The organism is Pseudonocardia sp. Ae505_Ps2, assembly GCF_001932425.1.
Classification (GTDB): domain Bacteria; phylum Actinomycetota; class Actinomycetes; order Mycobacteriales; family Pseudonocardiaceae; genus Pseudonocardia.
On the sequence record NZ_MCIP01000002.1, the window covers coordinates 135,765 to 152,586 of the forward strand.

Below are 16,822 nucleotides of genomic sequence, written 5' to 3' on the forward strand. Positions count from 1 at the left end.
ACCACAGGTCGACCCCGGGGGTGAGGCCGAGCGCGCGGCACCGGTCGGTGGCGATCAGGGTGCCGTCGAGATTCACGTGGGTGTGCCCGGCTGTGCGGGCGGCGAGCAGGGCTCCGTGCAGGCCGGGTGCGGCCGCGGCGAGGACGTCGATGCCTTCGTGCAGGTAACGGTAGGCCGTTGCAGTGCTGATCGCGTTGTCACCGGCCGAACATCGGACCCGGGTAGCATCACAGAACCAGCGGATCACCAGCACTGCCTGGGCGAACGGGGTCAACGCCCGCCGCCGGGTGCCACGTCGACGGCGTTGAAGGACCAGGAGCCGCGCCAGATAGGCCACGGTGCGCTCCCCGATCGGGAGGACAGCGGTGTAGGTGACAGGATCAGACATGCAGGACCTCGGTGACGGTGTCGATCTGTGCTGGACCGAACCGATCTACCGGGGTCCTGCCCCGTTCCCGCTCATCTCACCACCCTCGGCGTGTCGCCACGACCTGCCACCCCGCTACTGAGAACACCTCAGTGGGGGTCACAAAGGGCGATCCAGTATAAAAGACGGAGCAATCTGTGGAATCCAGTCTTCGGACCGCGTAACCTGGGGTTATGGAGTTGTAGACACGACTGCGAGGGTGGTGTCGCGCACGATGGAAGTGCGTCTTCGCAGATCCTGAGCGCGGTTTTCGCGGTAGTTCGGCGCGTGTCATTGCGGCATTGTTTTCCGACACTATCGGGGTGCTGTGATGGCCCGCCGCAGCCGACGAAGCGACCCAGAGAATCAGCTTTCCTTTGACGACCTTCTGTCGGGCGCCTCAGAGGGCGGCGACGAAGCGCAAAGTCCAGCCGTCGACGGTCCAACGACACAACTCCCGGAAGCCGTACCCTCGACCGACGAACCGGGGACAGCGGCGGCGAGCCACAGCAGCGAGGCGCGAGATGACGGACTACGGAGCGATGGCCCATCAGTACTGGGCCCGGTGGCTGCCGGACCGGTACCGAGCAATCCCGAACCCGACCCAGTTCTTCCAGGACCTGGGCGAGGAGGTGTCGAAGGAGATCGACTCGCTGGCCCTGGAGCTGGAGGGCCCGGATCCGGAGCAGGAGAGCTACCTCGACAGGGTCGGTCGCATGAGAGGGGCGCGGATGCGCGCCGAGGTGATCGTGCTGCAGGAACGGGTTCGTCTGGCCCCGGAGTCGGAGATCGACCCGGAAGAGCCGACCGCGGCGCCGGCGACGAGCTCGACGCTGCCGCTCGTCGTGAGTCCCGAGGATCCGGAGTACCAGCAGATCGTCCAGGAGGAGCGGCAGGCGCAGGAGACGCTGCGCCGCGGTTCCGACCACTGACGCAGGACGACCTCGCTCCCTCCGGCGAACGAGCGCGGATCGAGGCGAACCTGGCCGCGCTGCGTGCGCTGCGCCACGTAGAACGGGCGCAGCGGCCGGCGAACGCGGAGGAGCAGGCCACTCTCGCCCGCTGGTCCGGGTGGGGAGCAGTCCCCCGGGTGTTCGACCCGCAGCGTGAGGAGTTCGCCTGGGCCCGTCGCGAGTTGCGCGACCTGCTCAGCGAGACCGAGTTCAGTGCTGCACGACGGAGCACCCTGAACGCCCACTACACCGACCTGACCATCGCCAAGGCGATGTGGCAAGCAGCCGAGGACCTCGGGTTCGCCGGCGGGGCGGTGCTCGAGCCCGGGTGCGGGGCGGGAACGTTCCTCGCGCTCGCACCCGAGAACGCCCGGATGGTCGGCGTCGAGGTGGAGCCGACCACCGCAGCCATCGCCCAGGCCCTGCAACCGCACGCCACCATCCGAAGCGAGTCCTTCGTGCAGACCCGGGCACCCGAGGGCACGTTCGACCTGGTCATCGGCAACGTGCCGTTCGCGAAGGTCGCCCCGGCCGACCCGGTGCACAACGCCGGAGCCCACAGCATTCACAACTACTTCCTGCTCAAGTCCGTGCACCTGACCCACCCGGGCGGGCTCGTCCTCGCCCTGACCAGCCGATACACCCTCGATTCCGAGAACCCGAGCGCCCGTCTCGCGATCGGGGAGCATGCCGACCTCGTCGGTGCGGTCCGGCTGCCGAGCAAGGCCCACCAGCGCGCCGCCGGCACCGCTGTCGTGACCGACCTGCTCGTCCTGCGCCGCCGCGAGCCCGGTGCGGCCCCGGCCGACGACCGCTGGCTCGACACCAGCCCGATGAGGATCGGGGACCAGGGGGAGATCGCGGTCAACCGCTACTTCCAGCAGAACCCCGAGATGGTTCTCGGCACCCCCCAGCTCGGGCACGGCGCCTACCGCCACGACGAGCTGCAGGTCGTCGGCGACCTCACCGACACCACACTGGCCGCCGCCCTCGGCCAGATCGTCCAGCAGGCCTCCATGAGCGGGCTCGGCTACACGCACGCCGGCCACCCCGGCACCACCGACCCGGTCATCACCCTCGCCAACGGCGCCGAGGCGCAGCAGGAAGGGCTCCTGCAGACGACCCCCGACGGAACCTTCACCCGCATCCAGGACGGGGCGGTGGTCGAGTACCCCGTGCCTCGTACGCAGCAGACCGAGCTGCGCGCCCTCATCGGGCTGCGAGACACCACCCAGGCCCTGCTCGACGCCGAGGCCGCCACCGCGGACGACACCGCCGAGATCGCCGGGCTGCGGGAGGAGCTCGGTCAGCGCTACGCCGCCTACGTCGAGACGTTCGGCCCCCTCCGCCGCTTCACCTGGCGCCGGACCGGCCGACAGCACGCCGAGACCGGGGAGGACATCCTCGCCAAGCAGCACCCGCCCCAGGGCGGCTTCCGGGCCGACCCCTACTCCCCCGTCGTCCGCGCGCTGGAGGACTACGACGAGTCGACCGGGCAAGCGAGCCGTGCGGCCATCTTCACCGAACGCGTCGTCGCGCCGCGACGACCGCGCACCAGCGCAGAGACCCCCGCCGAAGCCCTGGCCATCTGCCTGGACACCTACGGCGCGGTGAACACCAACCACATCGCCGCACTCCTGCAGACCGACCCCGCAGAGGTACGGGACCGCCTCGGCGACCTGGTGTTCGAGCAGCCGCCGCGCGCTGATGCGACCGGCACCGCCACCGAACCCGGGCGCCTGGTCGTCGCGGCGGAGTACCTGTCCGGCAACGTCCGCGCCAAGCTCGCCGCAGCCGAGACCGCGGCCGCCGCGGACGCCCACTTCCAGCGCAACGTCGACGCCCTCCGCCCGATCATCCCCAGCGACCTCGGCCCGGCCGAGATCCACGCCCGACTCGGCGCACCCTGGATCTCCGCCGAGCACGTGCAGCAGTTCCTGCGCGAGACCCTCGAGGACCCACGCCTGCGGGTCGAGCACGCCGGCGGCAACATCTGGAAGGTCCAGGGCACCGGCACCAGCGTCGCTGCGACCTCGACCTGGGGCACGACCCGCCGTGCAGCACCCGATCTCGCCGAAGCGGCACTCGAGCAGCGCTCCGTGCGCGTCTACGACGAGGACGACGAAGGCCGGCGCTGGCTCAACACCACCGAGACCCTGGCCGCCCAGGAGAAGATGACCGCCCTGGACGCCCGCTTCAGCGAGTGGGTCTGGGAGGACCCGCAGCGCGCCGAGCACCTGGCCCGCGTCTACAACGAGCGATTCAACGCCATCGTGCTGCGCTCCTACGACGGCAACGAGCTCACCCTGCCCGGCGTCGCCGAGACCTTCCCCCCGCTACGCCCGCACCAACGGGCCGCGATCGCCCGGATGATCTCCGAGCCCGCCGTCGGGCTGTTCCACGAGGTCGGCGCCGGCAAGACGGTCGAGATGATCGCCGGAGCGATGGAGCTCAAGCGCCTCGGCATGGTCCGCAAACCGGCCATCGTCGTGCCGAACCACATGCTCGACCAGTTCTCGGCCGAGTTCCTGGCCCTCTACCCCCGAGCCAACATCCTGCCCGCCGGCAAGGACGACCTCTCCGCCCAACGCCGCCGGGACTTCGTCGCCCGAGCCGCCACCGGCGACTGGGACGCGATCATCCTCACCCGGTCCGCGTTCACCAAGCTGCCCATGAGCGTGGAGACCCAGACCCGCTACGAGGAGCGGGAATCGGCCCGAGTCCGTGCCTGGCTCGAGGACCTGAAGGCCAGTGGCGAGCGTTCCCTCAACGTCAAGCGGATGGAGGGCATCCTCGCCCGCGCCGAGGAGCGACTGCGCGAGAAGCTCGACAAGATCAAGGACCCCGGCCTCACGTTCGAACAGACCGGCATCGACTGGCTGGCCATCGACGAGGCCCACGACTTCAAGAACCTGCGCACCCTGTCGAACATCCCCGACGCCGCGGTGCCCGGCGCCGACCGGGCCACCGACCTGCACATGAAGCTGGAGTACCTGCGCGAGCGCCACGGAGGCCGAGTCGGGGTGCTCGCCACCGCGACACCGATCGCCAACAGCGTCAGCGAAGCGCACGTCATGCAGCGCTACCTGCGCCCGGACCTCCTCCAGGAGGCCGGCATCGAGGACTTCGACTCCTGGGCCGCCACCTTCGGCGAGGTCGTCACCGGCATCGAGCTCGCCCCCGACGGTGGCAAGCCCCGCATGAAATCCCGGTTCGCCAAGTTCAAGAACGTCCCCGAGCTGCTCCGCATGTGGCACGTCTCGGCCGACGTCAAGACCGCCGAGGACCTCGACCTCCCAGTGCCCGCGCTCAAGGCCAACGACGGCGGCCGTCGCACCGCCGAAGCCGTGGTCGTCCCGGGCTCCGCCGCACTCGAGGACGTCGTCACCGACCTCGTCCGTCGAGCCGAGCTGCTCCGCAGCGGCGGCGCAGAACGAGGCAAGGAGAACATGCTGACGATCACCGGCGAGGGGCGGGCCGCAGCCCTGGACCTCCGGCTCGTCGGGGCGGACACCGACGAGGTCACCAAGCTCGACATCGCCGCCGACCGCATCGCCCGGATCTGACGCGACCACCGCGACACCACCTACCTCCACCCCGACACCCAGCAGCCCCATCCGACCCCCGGCGCGCTCCAGCTCGTGTTCTGCGACCTGGGCGTCCCCAACGACGAGGGCCGGTTCAGCGTCTACGACGACCTGCGCACCAAGCTCCACGAGCGGGGGCTGCCCGAGGGCAGCGTGCGCTTCATGCACGAGGCCAACAACGACGCGGCCAAGGCGGCGATGTTCCGCGCCGCCCGCTCGGGACAGATCGCCGTGCTCATCGGGTCCACCCAGCGGATGGGCGTCGGGACGAACGTCCAGACCCGCGCCCGCGCGCTGCACCACCTCGATTGCCCCTGGCGACCCGCCGACATCGCCCAGCGCGAGGGCCGCATCATCCGCCAGCGCAACCAGAACCCCGAGGTCGAGATCCTCCGCTACGTCACCGAGGGCAGCTTCGACGCCTACTCCTGGCAGACCGTCACCAGGAAGGCGATGTTCATCGCGCAGATGATGCGCGGCCGCCTCGACGTCCGCGAGATCGAGGACATCGGCGACGCCGCACTGTCCTACGACGAGGTCAAGGCACTCGCCACCGGCGACCCCCGCGTCATGGAGAAGGCCAAGGCCGACTCCGACGTCAACCGACTCGAACGCCTCGAACGCGCCCACTACCGCAACAACGACCACCTGCTGCGCACCGTCCGTGCGGCCGAGCGCGCCGGGGAGGAGATCACCGAGGAACTCCGCCAGGTCGAAGCCGCCGTCTCGCGCCGCACCACCACACGCGGCGAGGCCTTCCGTGCCGAGGTCTGGGGCCACCCGTACACCTCACGAAGTGACGCCGGCCGCTCGTTGCAGGACCTGCTCCGTCCCGCGCTGACCCGGGCCAACCGCTACAGCGCCCCCACCGACGCCCGCCCCGTCGTCGAGATCGGCGGGCTCACCGTCACCGCCGCCGTCCGCCCGGCCGGGGACGACATCGTCGCCGAGCTGACCCTCGTCGACGTGCCCCGCGGGACCTTCACCATCGAACGGTCCCAGTTCCTCGACGGCGACCCCACCGGCCTGATGCAGCGGCTGGAGAACAAGCTCGGCGGTCTCGACAAGCTCGCCGAGACCCTCCAGGAACAGCGCCGCCTGGCCGGCCGCGAAGCCGAACAGGCCCGGGCCGGGCTCGACCAGCCCTTCCCCCACGCCGACCAGCTCGCCAGCGCCCGAGCCACAGCAGAGGCAATCGCCACGCAGATGATCGAGGAGGCCAACGAGCAGCGCCCGGAAGCCGAGGTGGTGCCGGCGCAGCAGCCCACGACCGATCGGAGCGACGGACCCGACACCGCGACGGCCCCGCGCGCTGCGACGGCCGAGGAACTGGAAGCTGCCCGCCACGCCTGGAGGGACCGCAGCTCAGCATCGCCGCCGGAAGCAGCGATCAGCCCGTCGCCACCACAGCAGCAAGCCGCAGGTCAGGGACAGACTGCACGCGGGCTACACCAGTGACCGCGACACCCGGCCGGGGACCGGTCACCGTCCACCACTCACACGCCGGAGCAGGTCCCCCCATCCCCGCTCGCGGCTCCCAGGTCCCCGAGAAGGCGCTGCAGCCGGGTGACCTCGGCACGATGCTCCTGGCGGTCCTCCTCATCGGTGCCCGCACGGTCGACGAGCGTCTGGTGCACGTGGATCAGCCGCTCCAGCACAGCACGCCGCTCGGCCGAGGCCGCACCGAACTCCTCAGACCGGAGCCGGTCGAGCCCCTGCAGGTGCACCAGCTCCAGCAAGGGGTGCTGCCGCTCCAGGACCGCGGACACCGGCGCCGGACCGTGATCGGGGTCGCCAGGGTCGCGATGCCGGACCACCCACGCGTCCAGGGTGCGCAGCTGCTCTGCCCTCGACGCCTCTTGCGCTGCGGCGTGGGGTGAGCAGCCCGGCTGTTCCTGGCTCCAGACATCGGTGATGGGCTCCCAGCGCTGTCGGACGTCGGCCTCCGCGACGTCGAGGACCTCGGCGATCGCGCCCCAGCCACAGCCGTCGTGCCGCTCGACCAGCACCGCGGCAGTGAGCACGTGCCCGGCGAGCTCGACGAGCGCGGCGGCATCGGTGACCAGGGTGCCGTCGTAGGCCTGATCCGGGCGGCGCCCGGCCGGCACCAGATGACGAGCCCAGTCCGACAGCTCCCGCGCGGTCTCGGCGAGCTGCAGGTGCGCCAGCGAACGAGAGGTGAAGGGGGCGCCGGGAGCCGGCGCGGCCCAGAGGTTCTCCGTCATGGGCCCAGCCTGTGCCGCACAGGAACGACCATCAACGCACTAGGCCGTTCGTGTGGGGACAGCTTCGGCTGTGGGGGCCGGGGGTGAGTCCCGCCGGCGAGCCGGGTGGGGGTCTCTCCTCGCGTCGGCATCAGGACGGTGCCCGAGAACCTGCTCCGCCGCCAGGCCCTCCGCTGCGCTCCGGCCGCTCCGCGGTCGCCTGCGGCGAGCCTGGCAGCTCCACAGAACCTCGGGCAGAGCGCCGTCCTGCCGACGCGAGGAGAGACCCCCACCCTCCAGAGGCCAGGTCTGGTCCTCACCCAAGTCAGATCGACCCTTCGGGCCGCCCCCTCCCGGGGGGCCAGGGCGCCGCCCTGGACCCGGCCTCACTCGGAGAGTCCCCCAAGCAAAACGCAGGTCAGAGCCGTTTGGATCTTGACACGGCAAGCTAGACGCTGTAAATTAGTAAACGTTGCGAGGGATTGACAGCCCGAGCAACGCCACCCCCGAACCGAAGGAGTGCCCGTGAGCAAGAGGGTCCGACAGGCAGAGAAGTCCAGCTACGTCCTGAACAGCGAGTACCAGCGCGTCCTGCTGGGTGACGAGGTCACCGTTCGCCAGATGCGGCGGGTAGACCACATCGCCGCCCAGTACGCCGTCGTCGCCGGGATCGACCAGCTCGGCTACGGCGAGTTCGAGGACACCGACTGGGGCATCCCGGTCGTCACCGACATCGTCCGCGATCCCGACCTCACACGCGTCGCAGGCGACATGCTGCGGCTCGCCGCCGAGGTGCTGGCCGGGCGACGCCCGGCCGCGCAGCTTGCTCCTTTCGCGGACTCCGAGGTCCTGAAGTACCTGCAGGGGCGAGGGTTCCTGCTCCGCGGCGGCGGCCGCCGGGGCATCGGCCGCGTCCTGAGCAGCCACGTGAGCCAGCCCGTCGAGGGCGTCGGAGAGCTCACCGCGCTCGTCCTCGTCGGGCACGACCGGCGTCCACGAGCGCTCACCGCCCGGATCCAGCTCGACGGGGCGGTGCACTCCCCCGAGATCATCGGCGGCTGGCGGCTGGTCTACCTCGCAGTGCTCTGATCGCAGGCAGTACGACGCTCCCCGGCAGCCTCTGTCGGGGAGCGTCCCCGTCGGGAGGGAGAAGCCGGATGAGCAGGGATAGGGCAACGGCCCCCGCGAGCCCGAGCGCCCCCCCCCCCGCTGCTGCGGGTCGTCGTCGACGACCGCGTGCTGCTGTCCCGCCCCGGCATCTGCGCGACCTTCGGTGTCGGCCGCGCGACCGCAGAACGCTGGTGGCGTCACCGGGCGACGAACGGCCACCCGGCGGTGGCGTGGCAGCAGGGCCGACGACAGTGGTGGGACGAACAGGCGATGCGGACCTTCGTCGACCAGCTCACCGCCCCTCCCCCGGCCCGACTGGACCACGACGGGGAGACTCTGCTGACCCGTACGGCCCTCGCGCGACGGCTCCGTGTCTCGCCCCAGCACCTCGCCAACCTCTACAGCGACCGCGACGCCACCGGCCACCCCCGCCCGGCCCGCCGCGACGGCCGCCATCTTTACTGGTCCCTCGACGAGATGGACGCCTGGTGGCAGCAGCACGAGGCCGCCAAGAGGGCCAGCCTCACAGCAGTGGACCGCAGCGGGAGCGGCGCCGATCTCCTGACCCTCGACCAGGCCGCCGCCGTGCTCGGCTACGCCGACGCGTCAGTCATCCGTAGCTACCTCGCTCGAAACCCGGGCTACTTCCCCCGCCCCGACTGGACAGACCCCCACGGCCGACAGCACTACCACCGCCGCACGATCTGGGCATTCGCCGACAGTCGCACCAGGCCCGGACGGGCCGGCCGACGCACCCCCAGAACCCGCTGAACAAGGGGTCTCGACCAGCAAGAACAGTCGCACGAAGAACCCGCATCCGCTGGCATACATGGTATAGTGAATCGTGTCGGGAGGCGATGACAGCGCCGACCGGCCACCCGAAACCGATCGAAGGGGCCCCACGATGGACTGGCGAGTCGAGGCGGCATGCCGCCGCGAGAACCCCGAGCTCTTCTTCCCCGTCGGAAGCGACGGACCGGCCAAGCAGCAGATCGACAAGGCCAAGGCCGTCTGCCGCCGCTGCCCCGTCCAGAAGGCCTGCCTGGACTACGCCCTCACCGCGGGAGAGGACACCGGAGTGTGGGGTGGCCAGGACGAGGGCGAGCGTCGCGCACTGAAGCGGTCCGGCCGCCGGCGACTGGCCACCGCATGAACCGGGCCAGCGAGCACCGCGCACCCGGGCCGCTCGCCGAGACAGGCACGGGGCGGCCCCCGGCTGCCGCAGACGACTCGCTCCGGGCCGACCTGCTCGACCCATGCCCGAGCTGTGGCGAGCCGGGCCCGCACGAAGCTGGGATCGCGCCCACCGCGGCGCACTGCCGTCGCGGGATCTGCGGAGCCCGGTGGGGCGACCACCACGCGGCCTCTGTGGCCGCGGTCCCGCGCAGCGTCCTCACGGACACGTGATCCCGGGGCGGGGTGCTGTCAGAGGCACCCCGCCCCCGCGGCCGACCGCCACCGATCCACACCCGTCACCAGAGGAGCAGACCATGACCCCGTCCGTCGACGAGCTTGCCGCCCTACTCGCCGAGATCGACACCGACCACTGGCAGTGCAAGCCGCGCCGGGAGCAGGCCAGACACCTCGCTGCGGCCCTGCACTGTCTCGACCCGGGCGGAGAACCGCCGCTCGCACGCGTTGTCGAGCTGCTCATCCGCGACGCGGAATGCCACGACCTCGAAGAAGACGCCCAGTACGCACTGCAGACGATGCTGAGCGTCCACGGCCTGCCCGGCGGGATCGCCCCCACACCCTGGGGCCGGGTGCTCTGCGAGCTGGTCGCCGCCGTTCCCGCCGTGCACCGCCCGATGCTGGCCCGGGCCTTCCCGGACTGGGTCGCCTGGGCCGAGATCATCGAAGCACCCGACCTACGGACCCGCGTACTCATCGCCGTCGATCGCGCGTGACAGCGGCGCCCGTACCACTACTCCCGGTCCAATCGCCGAGAAAGACGCAGGTCAGAGGCTCCGTCAGCCAATTTTATGGTATAGTGGACGAAGTGCGGAGCGATGACAGCGTTCCCACGCCACCAGAACCGGAGAGTGCCATGAGCGATCCGCACACCACCGGCGATCCCGTCGAACGACAGACCCGCCCGGCCACTCGACATGAGATGCGAGAGGTTGCGCTGGGCGCCGCGCAAGCCGGCTACCACGTCTTCCCGCTCCAGGTCGACGGCAAGAAGCCGATCTTCCACGCCAAGCGCACCTGCAAGCGGACCGGCCCCTGCAGCGGCCCGGAGGGGCACCTCGGCTGGGAACAGCGCGCCACCACCGACCCCGACCAGATCGGGCGCTGGTGGAGCACCAAGCCCTACAACGTCGGCATCGCCTGCGGCCCGTCGAAGCTCCTGGTGATCGACCTCGACGAGGGCCACGGGGCGACCGCACCCGAGGAGTTCGAGGGTGCCCGCAACGGCCGCGACGTCCTGCAGATGCTCGCGCGTCGCGCCGGTGAACGCATGCCCGACCAGACCCTGACGGTGTCCACCCCCACCGGCGGAGGGCACCTGTACTTCCGCAATGACAGCGCGCTGCGCAACAGCTCCCAGACCCGTCTCGGCTGGAAGATCGACACGCGAGGTGAGGGCGGGTACGTCGTCGCGCCTGGCTCGGTCCGCCCCGAGGGGCGCTACCAGTTCGAGCGGCCCGGCCCGCCCGCCGAGCTGCCCACGTGGATCAGCAGCCTGCTCGCCCCACCGCCCGAGCCGGAGATCGCCCGCGTCCCGCGGCCGCGGCTCGAGCTCACCGGCAACCGCCAGGAGCGCTACGTCCGCAGCATCCTCGAAGGCGAGGCCCAACGCATCGAGGAAGCACAGCCGGGCGGCCGTCACCACGCCGTGCTGACCGCCGCGCTCAAGCTGGGCAACTACGTCGGCGGCAACGTCATCTCCGCCGAGGAGGCCAGCGCGACCCTCCGCGCGGCCGTCCAGACGCACATCGGAGTCGACGACTTCACCGAGTCCGAGGCGGAGCAGACCATCAGCGACGGACTCGCCTACGGCGCCAGGCGCCCGCGGTACGCGAACCGTGAGCGAGCCGGGCGCACCGCCGCCGACCAGGAGGGCGACCAACACGCTCGCCACACCGCGGCCGCGGTGACCCGTGCGGGCCGAGGTCTGGCCCACGACATCGAACGACTGCGCGGCGCACGGACGGACCGCCCCACCCCGGAATCCGGGCACCACCGGGACGAGCGGCTCGGCCGCGAACGACACCACGAGCACCGGCACGGAGTCGGGCACTAGCCAGCGCGAGCACCGCGCCGCTCGGATCGCGCCCTCAACCCGCCGACATGGGCCGAGCCGGCCCTCACCGACACGACAGGAAGCACCCCATGGAACCAGCACTGGTTTGGATCATCGCCTGCGGCGCAGCGGCACTGTTCGCACTGGTCGCCGCCGTCGCCCGCATCCCGGCACTCGCAGGGCTCTTCGTGGTCGCTGCGGTCGCCGCCGCGCTGGTGTCGACCTTCGTCGCCGTCGGCACGGCAGTCCTGTCCTGAGCGGGCGAGACGCCGCGATGGTTTCGGCGGCTGCGTCTGCCGGTGATCGCGGTGATCGCCTCCGTCGCCCAGCGGCGTGGTGGGCCGCGCGCGCCGAGGTCGACGACGAGCAGGTCGACACCACCGCGAGCGCGTGCGAGCTCGACCACCGGGTTCGCCCACCGGTGGACGACCTGTGACCGGGTGCCCGTTGTCAGCTCAGGCGGGGCCACGGGACTCGCGCCCGGGACTGAAGGGCGGGTGGCGTGGCCGGCTGACGCCCACACCAGAGCGGCGGAATGGGTGGTCGGCGAACCGGGGACCGACCCTTGCGGGTCCCCGCCGGAGCGGGGTTGACAGCGACCCCCGGCCGCCTGTGCTCCGTCCACCCGGGAACCGAAGGACCCCATCAAACGGGAGCAGTGATGCGCAGAGTAGTCGAACCGGCTGCCCGTGGACGTCGACGGGCGCCTGTCACAACCCGCCGCCCGCGGCATCGGGCGGCCCTACCTACGCTCACCCCGGTGAGGGGCGAGGACCATGGCAGCCCGGATGTGCCAGACCAGCTGATCTCCCGCTCGGAGCTGGCGGCACGCACCGGAGAGCGCGAGCACACCCTCTACAAGTGGTGGCGCGACCGGCATCGCAACGGCCACCCCGAGGGGCTCGAGGTCGACGGCCAGTGGCACGTCGACGAGCGCGAATGGCGGCGGTGGCGCACCGCGTACGGCGCCGACCGCCGGGAGGTCAACGGACGGATCCTGGCGACCGTCACCGAGCTCGCCCGCCTGAGCGGTAAGCCGGAGGCGACTCTGAACCGCTGGTACGCCGGGCGCCAGGCGAACGGCCATCCGCCCGGGATACGGCGCGACGGCCGCCGCTACGTCGACCTCGAGCTGTGGCAGGACTGGTACCGAGGGCACAAGGACCAGCTCAAGAGCGGGCTGACCCCCGTCGACCGGACCGGCGACCCCGACGAGCTGCTCAGCAGCGCCCAGGTCGCGCACGTGCTGGGTCTGGCCAGCGCCGCGACCGTGAACAGCTACGTTGGTCGCGACCAGTTCATCGAGCCGGACGAGGTCGAGGAGACGCCCGCCGGCCGGCAGCGACGATTCTGGCGACGTCGACGGGTCTGGGACTACGCAGATAAGCGTTCGTGGTCGCGAAAAGGAAAGAAATCAACAGAAGCCCCATGAAGAGCGGCGGAGCCGCTCGGGAATCGACACCATGGGGGAATTTGTAAACGTTCGGCTACCAGTAGACTACCGCCAAACATGGTATAGTGATAAATGCGGGGAGAGATTGACAGCTTGAACCGCTCACCCAGAGCCGAACGGAGAACCCCATGCCAATGGTGCTGCGCAGAACACCAGTTCCAAGTGCCTACGACGACTGCGAGTTCAGCCTGACCGACCTCTTCTGTGGCGGAGGGGGATCTTCCTTCGGGGCGGAGCAGGTCCCCGGGGTCAGAAGCGTCATGGCGGTCAACCACTGGGATCTCGCGGTCGAGACCCACAACCGGAACATGCCCGACGCGGGGCACGACGTCATCGACATCGCGAGGGCCGATCCGAGCCGGTTCCCCGGCACCGACTTCCTGTGGGCCTCGCCCAGTTGCACCTTCTTCAGTCCGGCACGCGGCGAAAAGCAGACCTTCGCCCAGCCCGAGACCGAGCCCAGCCTGTTCGACCTGCTCGTCGACGACGACGCCACCGACGAACCGCCCCTGCCTCTCGACGCCGGCGAGCGCTCCCGCGCCCTGATGCACGACGTGCCCCGGTTCGCCGAGCACCACCGCTACCGAGCCGTGATCGTCGAGAACGTCCCCGCGCTGCTCAAGTGGGTCCACTTCCCGAAGTGGATCGCCCGCATGCGGAAGCTCGATTACGACTACCAGGTCCTGACCCTCAACTCGGCCTTCGCGCACCAGCTCGGTGCCCCGGCCCCCCAGCTGCGGGACCGCGTCTACGTGGTCTTCTGGCAGCGGCGCTACAACCGCCCGGATTTCGACCGCTGGACCCGGCCGCAGGCCTGGTGCCCGACCTGCGGCGAGGTCGTGACGGCCCTGCGAGCGCCCAAGAACTTCGACCGGCCCCACGGCTCCTACGGCGCCCAGTACGTCTTCCGTTGCCCGCGCGTGAGCTGCCGCAACGACGTCGTCCAGCCCTACGTCCTCCCGGCCGCGGCCATCATCGACTGGTCCTCGCCGGGGCAGCGGATCGGTGACCGCAAGCGGCCTCTCGCACCGAAGACGATGGCGCGCATCGCCGCAGGGCTGCGCCGCTACTACGGCCCGATCGCGCTGGAGGCAGCGGGCAACACCTTCGAGCGTCGGCCCGGGGTGCGGGCCTGGCCGGTCGAGGAGCCCCTGCGCACGCTGACCACCACCGAGCACCGCGCCATCGCCGCACCGCCGATGCCCCTCGACGGGCTGCGCGCGCCCAGCCCCACCGCGTCGCCGTCAGCGCTCCTGATCCCGGCGGAGGGGCGGGACGGCAAGGTGGCGCTGCCCGCCGACCGCCCGCTCAGGGTGCAGACGGCCCGCAACGAGACCGGACTGCTCGTCCCGGCCGGAGGCACGTGGAACGACGTCGCCCAGCCGACCGACCGGCCGCTGCGTGCCCGCACCACCCGCGACACCGAGGGCGTCGTGGTCGTGCCGCTGCGGGGCACGAACCGCACGAAGCGCGTGATCGAGCCCCTCGACACCTTCGCCGCCAGCGGGACCCACCACGGACTGCTGATGCGGAACAACAGCGGCGGAGCCGAGATGAGCACCCCGACCAGCGAGCCTGCGCGCACCATCACGAGCGCCGGTCACCAGTCCCTGGTCTGGAGCCCGGAGATGCTCTACGCCTACGACACCGGCCGCATCCGGGCGGCAGCGACCAGTCCACTCGCCACCCAGACGACGGTCGAAGGCGACGCTCTGATGGCCGGAGCGGCCGGCCTCGACGTCGAGGACTGCCTGTTCCGGATGCTGAGCCCAGGTGAGATCAAGGAGGGCATGGCCTTCGCTCCGCACTACGTCCTGCTCGGGACCAAGCGACACCAGGTGCGGATGGCGGGCAACGCAGTGACCCCGCCCGTCGCCCGCGACCTGGTGGCCGCCGTCGTCGAGGCGATCCGCGGCACGCCGGTCGAGTCCCCCGTGCCCAGCGCCGCCTGATCCGCGGCGCCCGGTGGTGACCGACCACCACCGGGCTCCGCCGCCCGGGTGTCGCCACGGCCGATGCATCCTTCGATGCCAGACCGTGGAGAGTGCAGAACCAGAGAGGCCGACCCGGGAGAGGAGGACGTCGCCGTGCCGCTCACGACAGCACTCCGCACCGGGACCCTCGCCACCTGGTGCCGGCAACGACTCACAGGCCTCGACCAGGTCGCCCGAGACGTGGCACGGGCAGCCGCGAGGGCTCCGCAGACAACCCTCTCGGGACCGACGCCAGGTGCGGACAGCCAGCTCGTCGGCGGCATCGTCGACGCCCGGCTGGCGGCCCTGGTCCAGCCCGCGCCTCCCTACGCCGCGCTGCAGGGACTACTGGCCGGCCAACTCGTCTCCCCAGGTGCCGCAGCCCGCATCGCCCTGTCCTTCCCGACGCACCGCGAGCTGCCCGACGAGGTCGCGACAGTGGCCCACACGCTCCACCCCTCCCCGCGAGAGTGGCTCCAGGTCCCCGCACCGGCCGCGACCAGCACCGATCCCCCCTGGGGCGACAGCGTCTTCCCCGATCTGGCCAACCGAGGCCACCTGTTCCATCACGAGCACGCTCCCTGCGGGCAGGTGGGGACTGCCGGAGCCGAAAGAGCCCTGGCGCGGTCCTACGGCGTGTGGGCCCTGGCCGAGGCCGCTTACCGGAGCGGTCACAGCCCGCGCGCCCTGAGCGCTCTCGCGCACCGCGGACCCGTGACGACCGAGACCCTCCGCGCAGCCGTCCCCGACGGCAGCGCTCACGAGGCTGCTGCGCTCGTCCGCGCGCTCGCGACCAGCGAGAACCTCCCTACGCTTCTGGCGTGGGGAGCGGAGCGGCCACCCGAGGCGGCCGGGATCGGGTACGCCTCGCCGACCCTCATCCCCCATTTCGCCGATGCCGACCTGCTGGTCGGAACCACGCTGCTCGACGTCAAGGTGAGCGCCCATGCGGCCCAACCGCGACGCGTCCGAGCATGGCTCCAGCAAGTCCTCGGATACGCCTGGCTCGACGTCTCCGATCGGTGGGGGATCCAGCACGTCGGACTCGTCCTGGCCCGGCAGGGCCTGCTCGTCCGATGGGACCTGCAGAGCCTCACCGCGGCCGCCTTCGGCGACACCGACCCACTGGCCGGGGTGCAGCAGTTCCGTCGCTTGTGCCAGACCGCGGCTCATGCCGAACGGAAGCCGCCCTTCCCGGACGACGTCTTCAGCCCGTAGCCGGAGCCGGGACCACCAGGGACGCGTCGCCGCGGCCCCGACCAGCACTGATGGACCTGCACTCGGGAGCCCGCAGCGGCGCCCGGAGGTCACCCCTGTGTGTCCCCCGCGTACTCCGGAGCGGACTCCGTGGAGGGGCCTTCCGCCAGCTCGTCCGGCTCGGTCGGGACCGGCGCGTCGGGCCCCACGACGGGCACTCCGCCGTCATCCTCGCCCGCCGGCCGCGGGGCCGGTGCTTGGGTGCGCTCGCTGTCGTCGCTGGTCGCGACGCCGTCCGCGGGCTGCTTCTTGCTGCGCAGGATCGTTCGGACTCGCTTCAGCGGGAGGCCGGCGATCTGGGCGAGATCCTCAGCGCTCCGCCCCTCGGCGTTGAGCCCGACGAGGACGTCGCCACGGTCGGCCTCGATCGCGGCGAGCTGCTGGTCCGTGTCGGCACGCAGCCTGGCCAGGCGTCCGAGGCCGGCGGTCAGCTCGTCCTCGACCCGCTGCTGTTCAGCGAGGGTCGCCGCGTAGCGCTCCAGCAGGACGTTCTCGCGACGACGGCGATCCTCCAGCCGGGCGTCGACTGCGTCCCGCGCCTCCGTGAGCTGAGCCAGGGCGTGGCGCGCAGCTCGACCTTCGGGGCGGCGCCGGGTCCGAGATCCCATGGCGATCTCCCTTCTCGTTCTCTA

At 71.2% G+C, this 16,822-nt stretch carries 14 protein-coding genes and 1 pseudogene; 12 read left to right on the top strand and 3 right to left on the bottom strand.

Translation table 11 applies throughout. The features are described 5' to 3' along the window. Positions 1-388, bottom strand: a pseudogene (locus Ae505Ps2_RS28995) (IS5/IS1182 family transposase); the annotation flags it as partial. 542 nt (positions 389-930) lie between these two features. Here Ae505Ps2_RS28995 and Ae505Ps2_RS29000 point away from each other — a divergent pair. The 3 genes from Ae505Ps2_RS29000 to Ae505Ps2_RS29010 all read left to right on the top strand — a co-directional run bounded on the left by Ae505Ps2_RS29000 (position 931) and on the right by Ae505Ps2_RS29010 (position 6,404). After that, on the top strand, positions 931-1,338 hold the full coding sequence (locus Ae505Ps2_RS29000) for a hypothetical protein (protein WP_075313148.1): 408 nt from the start codon (positions 931-933) through the stop codon (positions 1,336-1,338). A 158-nt stretch (positions 1,339-1,496) separates the two neighbouring features. Continuing rightward, a complete protein-coding gene (locus Ae505Ps2_RS29005) occupies positions 1,497-4,925 on the top strand; it encodes a hypothetical protein (protein ID WP_075313149.1) in 3,429 nt (1,142 codons plus the stop codon). A 75-nt stretch (positions 4,926-5,000) separates the two neighbouring features. After that, positions 5,001-6,404, top strand: a complete 1,404-nt coding sequence (locus Ae505Ps2_RS29010; RefSeq protein WP_075313150.1) for a helicase-related protein — start codon at positions 5,001-5,003, stop codon at positions 6,402-6,404. Between the two features lie 38 nt (positions 6,405-6,442). Here the strand turns inward: Ae505Ps2_RS29010 and Ae505Ps2_RS29015 are convergent, their stop codons facing one another. Continuing rightward, positions 6,443-7,171: a hypothetical protein gene (locus Ae505Ps2_RS29015; protein WP_075313151.1), complete on the bottom strand. Its 729-nt coding sequence runs from the start codon at positions 7,169-7,171 to the stop codon at positions 6,443-6,445. 504 nt (positions 7,172-7,675) lie between these two features. Here Ae505Ps2_RS29015 and Ae505Ps2_RS29020 point away from each other — a divergent pair. The 9 genes from Ae505Ps2_RS29020 to Ae505Ps2_RS29055 all read left to right on the top strand — a co-directional run bounded on the left by Ae505Ps2_RS29020 (position 7,676) and on the right by Ae505Ps2_RS29055 (position 16,151). After that, positions 7,676-8,239: an Rv3235 family protein gene (locus tag Ae505Ps2_RS29020; RefSeq protein ID WP_075313152.1), complete on the top strand. Its 564-nt coding sequence runs from the start codon at positions 7,676-7,678 to the stop codon at positions 8,237-8,239. 147 nt (positions 8,240-8,386) lie between these two features. After that, positions 8,387-9,031 (top strand): hypothetical protein, encoded by a 645-nt coding sequence (locus Ae505Ps2_RS29025; RefSeq protein WP_075554356.1) that lies wholly within the window; start codon positions 8,387-8,389, stop codon positions 9,029-9,031. Positions 9,032-9,164: 133 nt separating this feature from the next. Beyond that, positions 9,165-9,413 carry a WhiB family transcriptional regulator gene (locus tag Ae505Ps2_RS29030; RefSeq protein ID WP_075313154.1) on the top strand — a complete coding sequence of 83 codons (249 nt, stop codon included), beginning with the start codon at positions 9,165-9,167 and terminating at the stop codon, positions 9,411-9,413. Between the two features lie 337 nt (positions 9,414-9,750). Beyond that, on the top strand, positions 9,751-10,167 hold the full coding sequence (locus Ae505Ps2_RS32275) for a hypothetical protein (protein WP_075313155.1): 417 nt from the start codon (positions 9,751-9,753) through the stop codon (positions 10,165-10,167). Positions 10,168-10,307: 140 nt separating this feature from the next. Further along, positions 10,308-11,507 (top strand): bifunctional DNA primase/polymerase, encoded by a 1,200-nt coding sequence (locus Ae505Ps2_RS29040; protein ID WP_158071634.1) that lies wholly within the window; start codon positions 10,308-10,310, stop codon positions 11,505-11,507. A gap of 89 nt (positions 11,508-11,596) precedes the next feature. Further along, entirely contained in the window at positions 11,597-11,764 is a 168-nt protein-coding gene (locus Ae505Ps2_RS32280) for a hypothetical protein (protein WP_158071635.1), read from the top strand. Between the two features lie 503 nt (positions 11,765-12,267). Then, entirely contained in the window at positions 12,268-12,939 is a 672-nt protein-coding gene (locus Ae505Ps2_RS29045) for a hypothetical protein (protein WP_139319113.1), read from the top strand. A gap of 155 nt (positions 12,940-13,094) precedes the next feature. Continuing rightward, on the top strand, positions 13,095-14,912 hold the full coding sequence (locus tag Ae505Ps2_RS29050) for a DNA cytosine methyltransferase (RefSeq protein ID WP_075313161.1): 1,818 nt from the start codon (positions 13,095-13,097) through the stop codon (positions 14,910-14,912). 135 nt (positions 14,913-15,047) lie between these two features. Further along, positions 15,048-16,151 carry a hypothetical protein gene (locus Ae505Ps2_RS29055; RefSeq protein WP_075554357.1) on the top strand — a complete coding sequence of 368 codons (1,104 nt, stop codon included), beginning with the start codon at positions 15,048-15,050 and terminating at the stop codon, positions 16,149-16,151. An 89-nt stretch (positions 16,152-16,240) separates the two neighbouring features. Here the strand turns inward: Ae505Ps2_RS29055 and Ae505Ps2_RS29060 are convergent, their stop codons facing one another. Continuing rightward, complete coding sequence (locus Ae505Ps2_RS29060) at positions 16,241-16,798, bottom strand: hypothetical protein (RefSeq protein ID WP_075313165.1); 558 nt, start codon at positions 16,796-16,798, stop codon at positions 16,241-16,243. Between the last annotated feature and the right edge of the window lie 24 nt (positions 16,799-16,822).

Coding starts and splice junctions, on each gene's coding strand:
- Ae505Ps2_RS29000 (WP_075313148.1), top strand. CDS start 931: ATGACGGACTACGGAGCGATGGCCCATCAGTACTGGGCCCGGTGGCTG.
- Ae505Ps2_RS29015 (WP_075313151.1), bottom strand. CDS start 7,171: ATGACGGAGAACCTCTGGGCCGCGCCGGCTCCCGGCGCCCCCTTCACC.
- Ae505Ps2_RS29030 (WP_075313154.1), top strand. CDS start 9,165: ATGGACTGGCGAGTCGAGGCGGCATGCCGCCGCGAGAACCCCGAGCTC.
- Ae505Ps2_RS32275 (WP_075313155.1), top strand. CDS start 9,751: ATGACCCCGTCCGTCGACGAGCTTGCCGCCCTACTCGCCGAGATCGAC.
- Ae505Ps2_RS29040 (WP_158071634.1), top strand. CDS start 10,308: ATGAGCGATCCGCACACCACCGGCGATCCCGTCGAACGACAGACCCGC.
- Ae505Ps2_RS32280 (WP_158071635.1), top strand. CDS start 11,597: ATGGAACCAGCACTGGTTTGGATCATCGCCTGCGGCGCAGCGGCACTG.
- Ae505Ps2_RS29050 (WP_075313161.1), top strand. CDS start 13,095: ATGGTGCTGCGCAGAACACCAGTTCCAAGTGCCTACGACGACTGCGAG.
- Ae505Ps2_RS29060 (WP_075313165.1), bottom strand. CDS start 16,798: ATGGGATCTCGGACCCGGCGCCGCCCCGAAGGTCGAGCTGCGCGCCAC.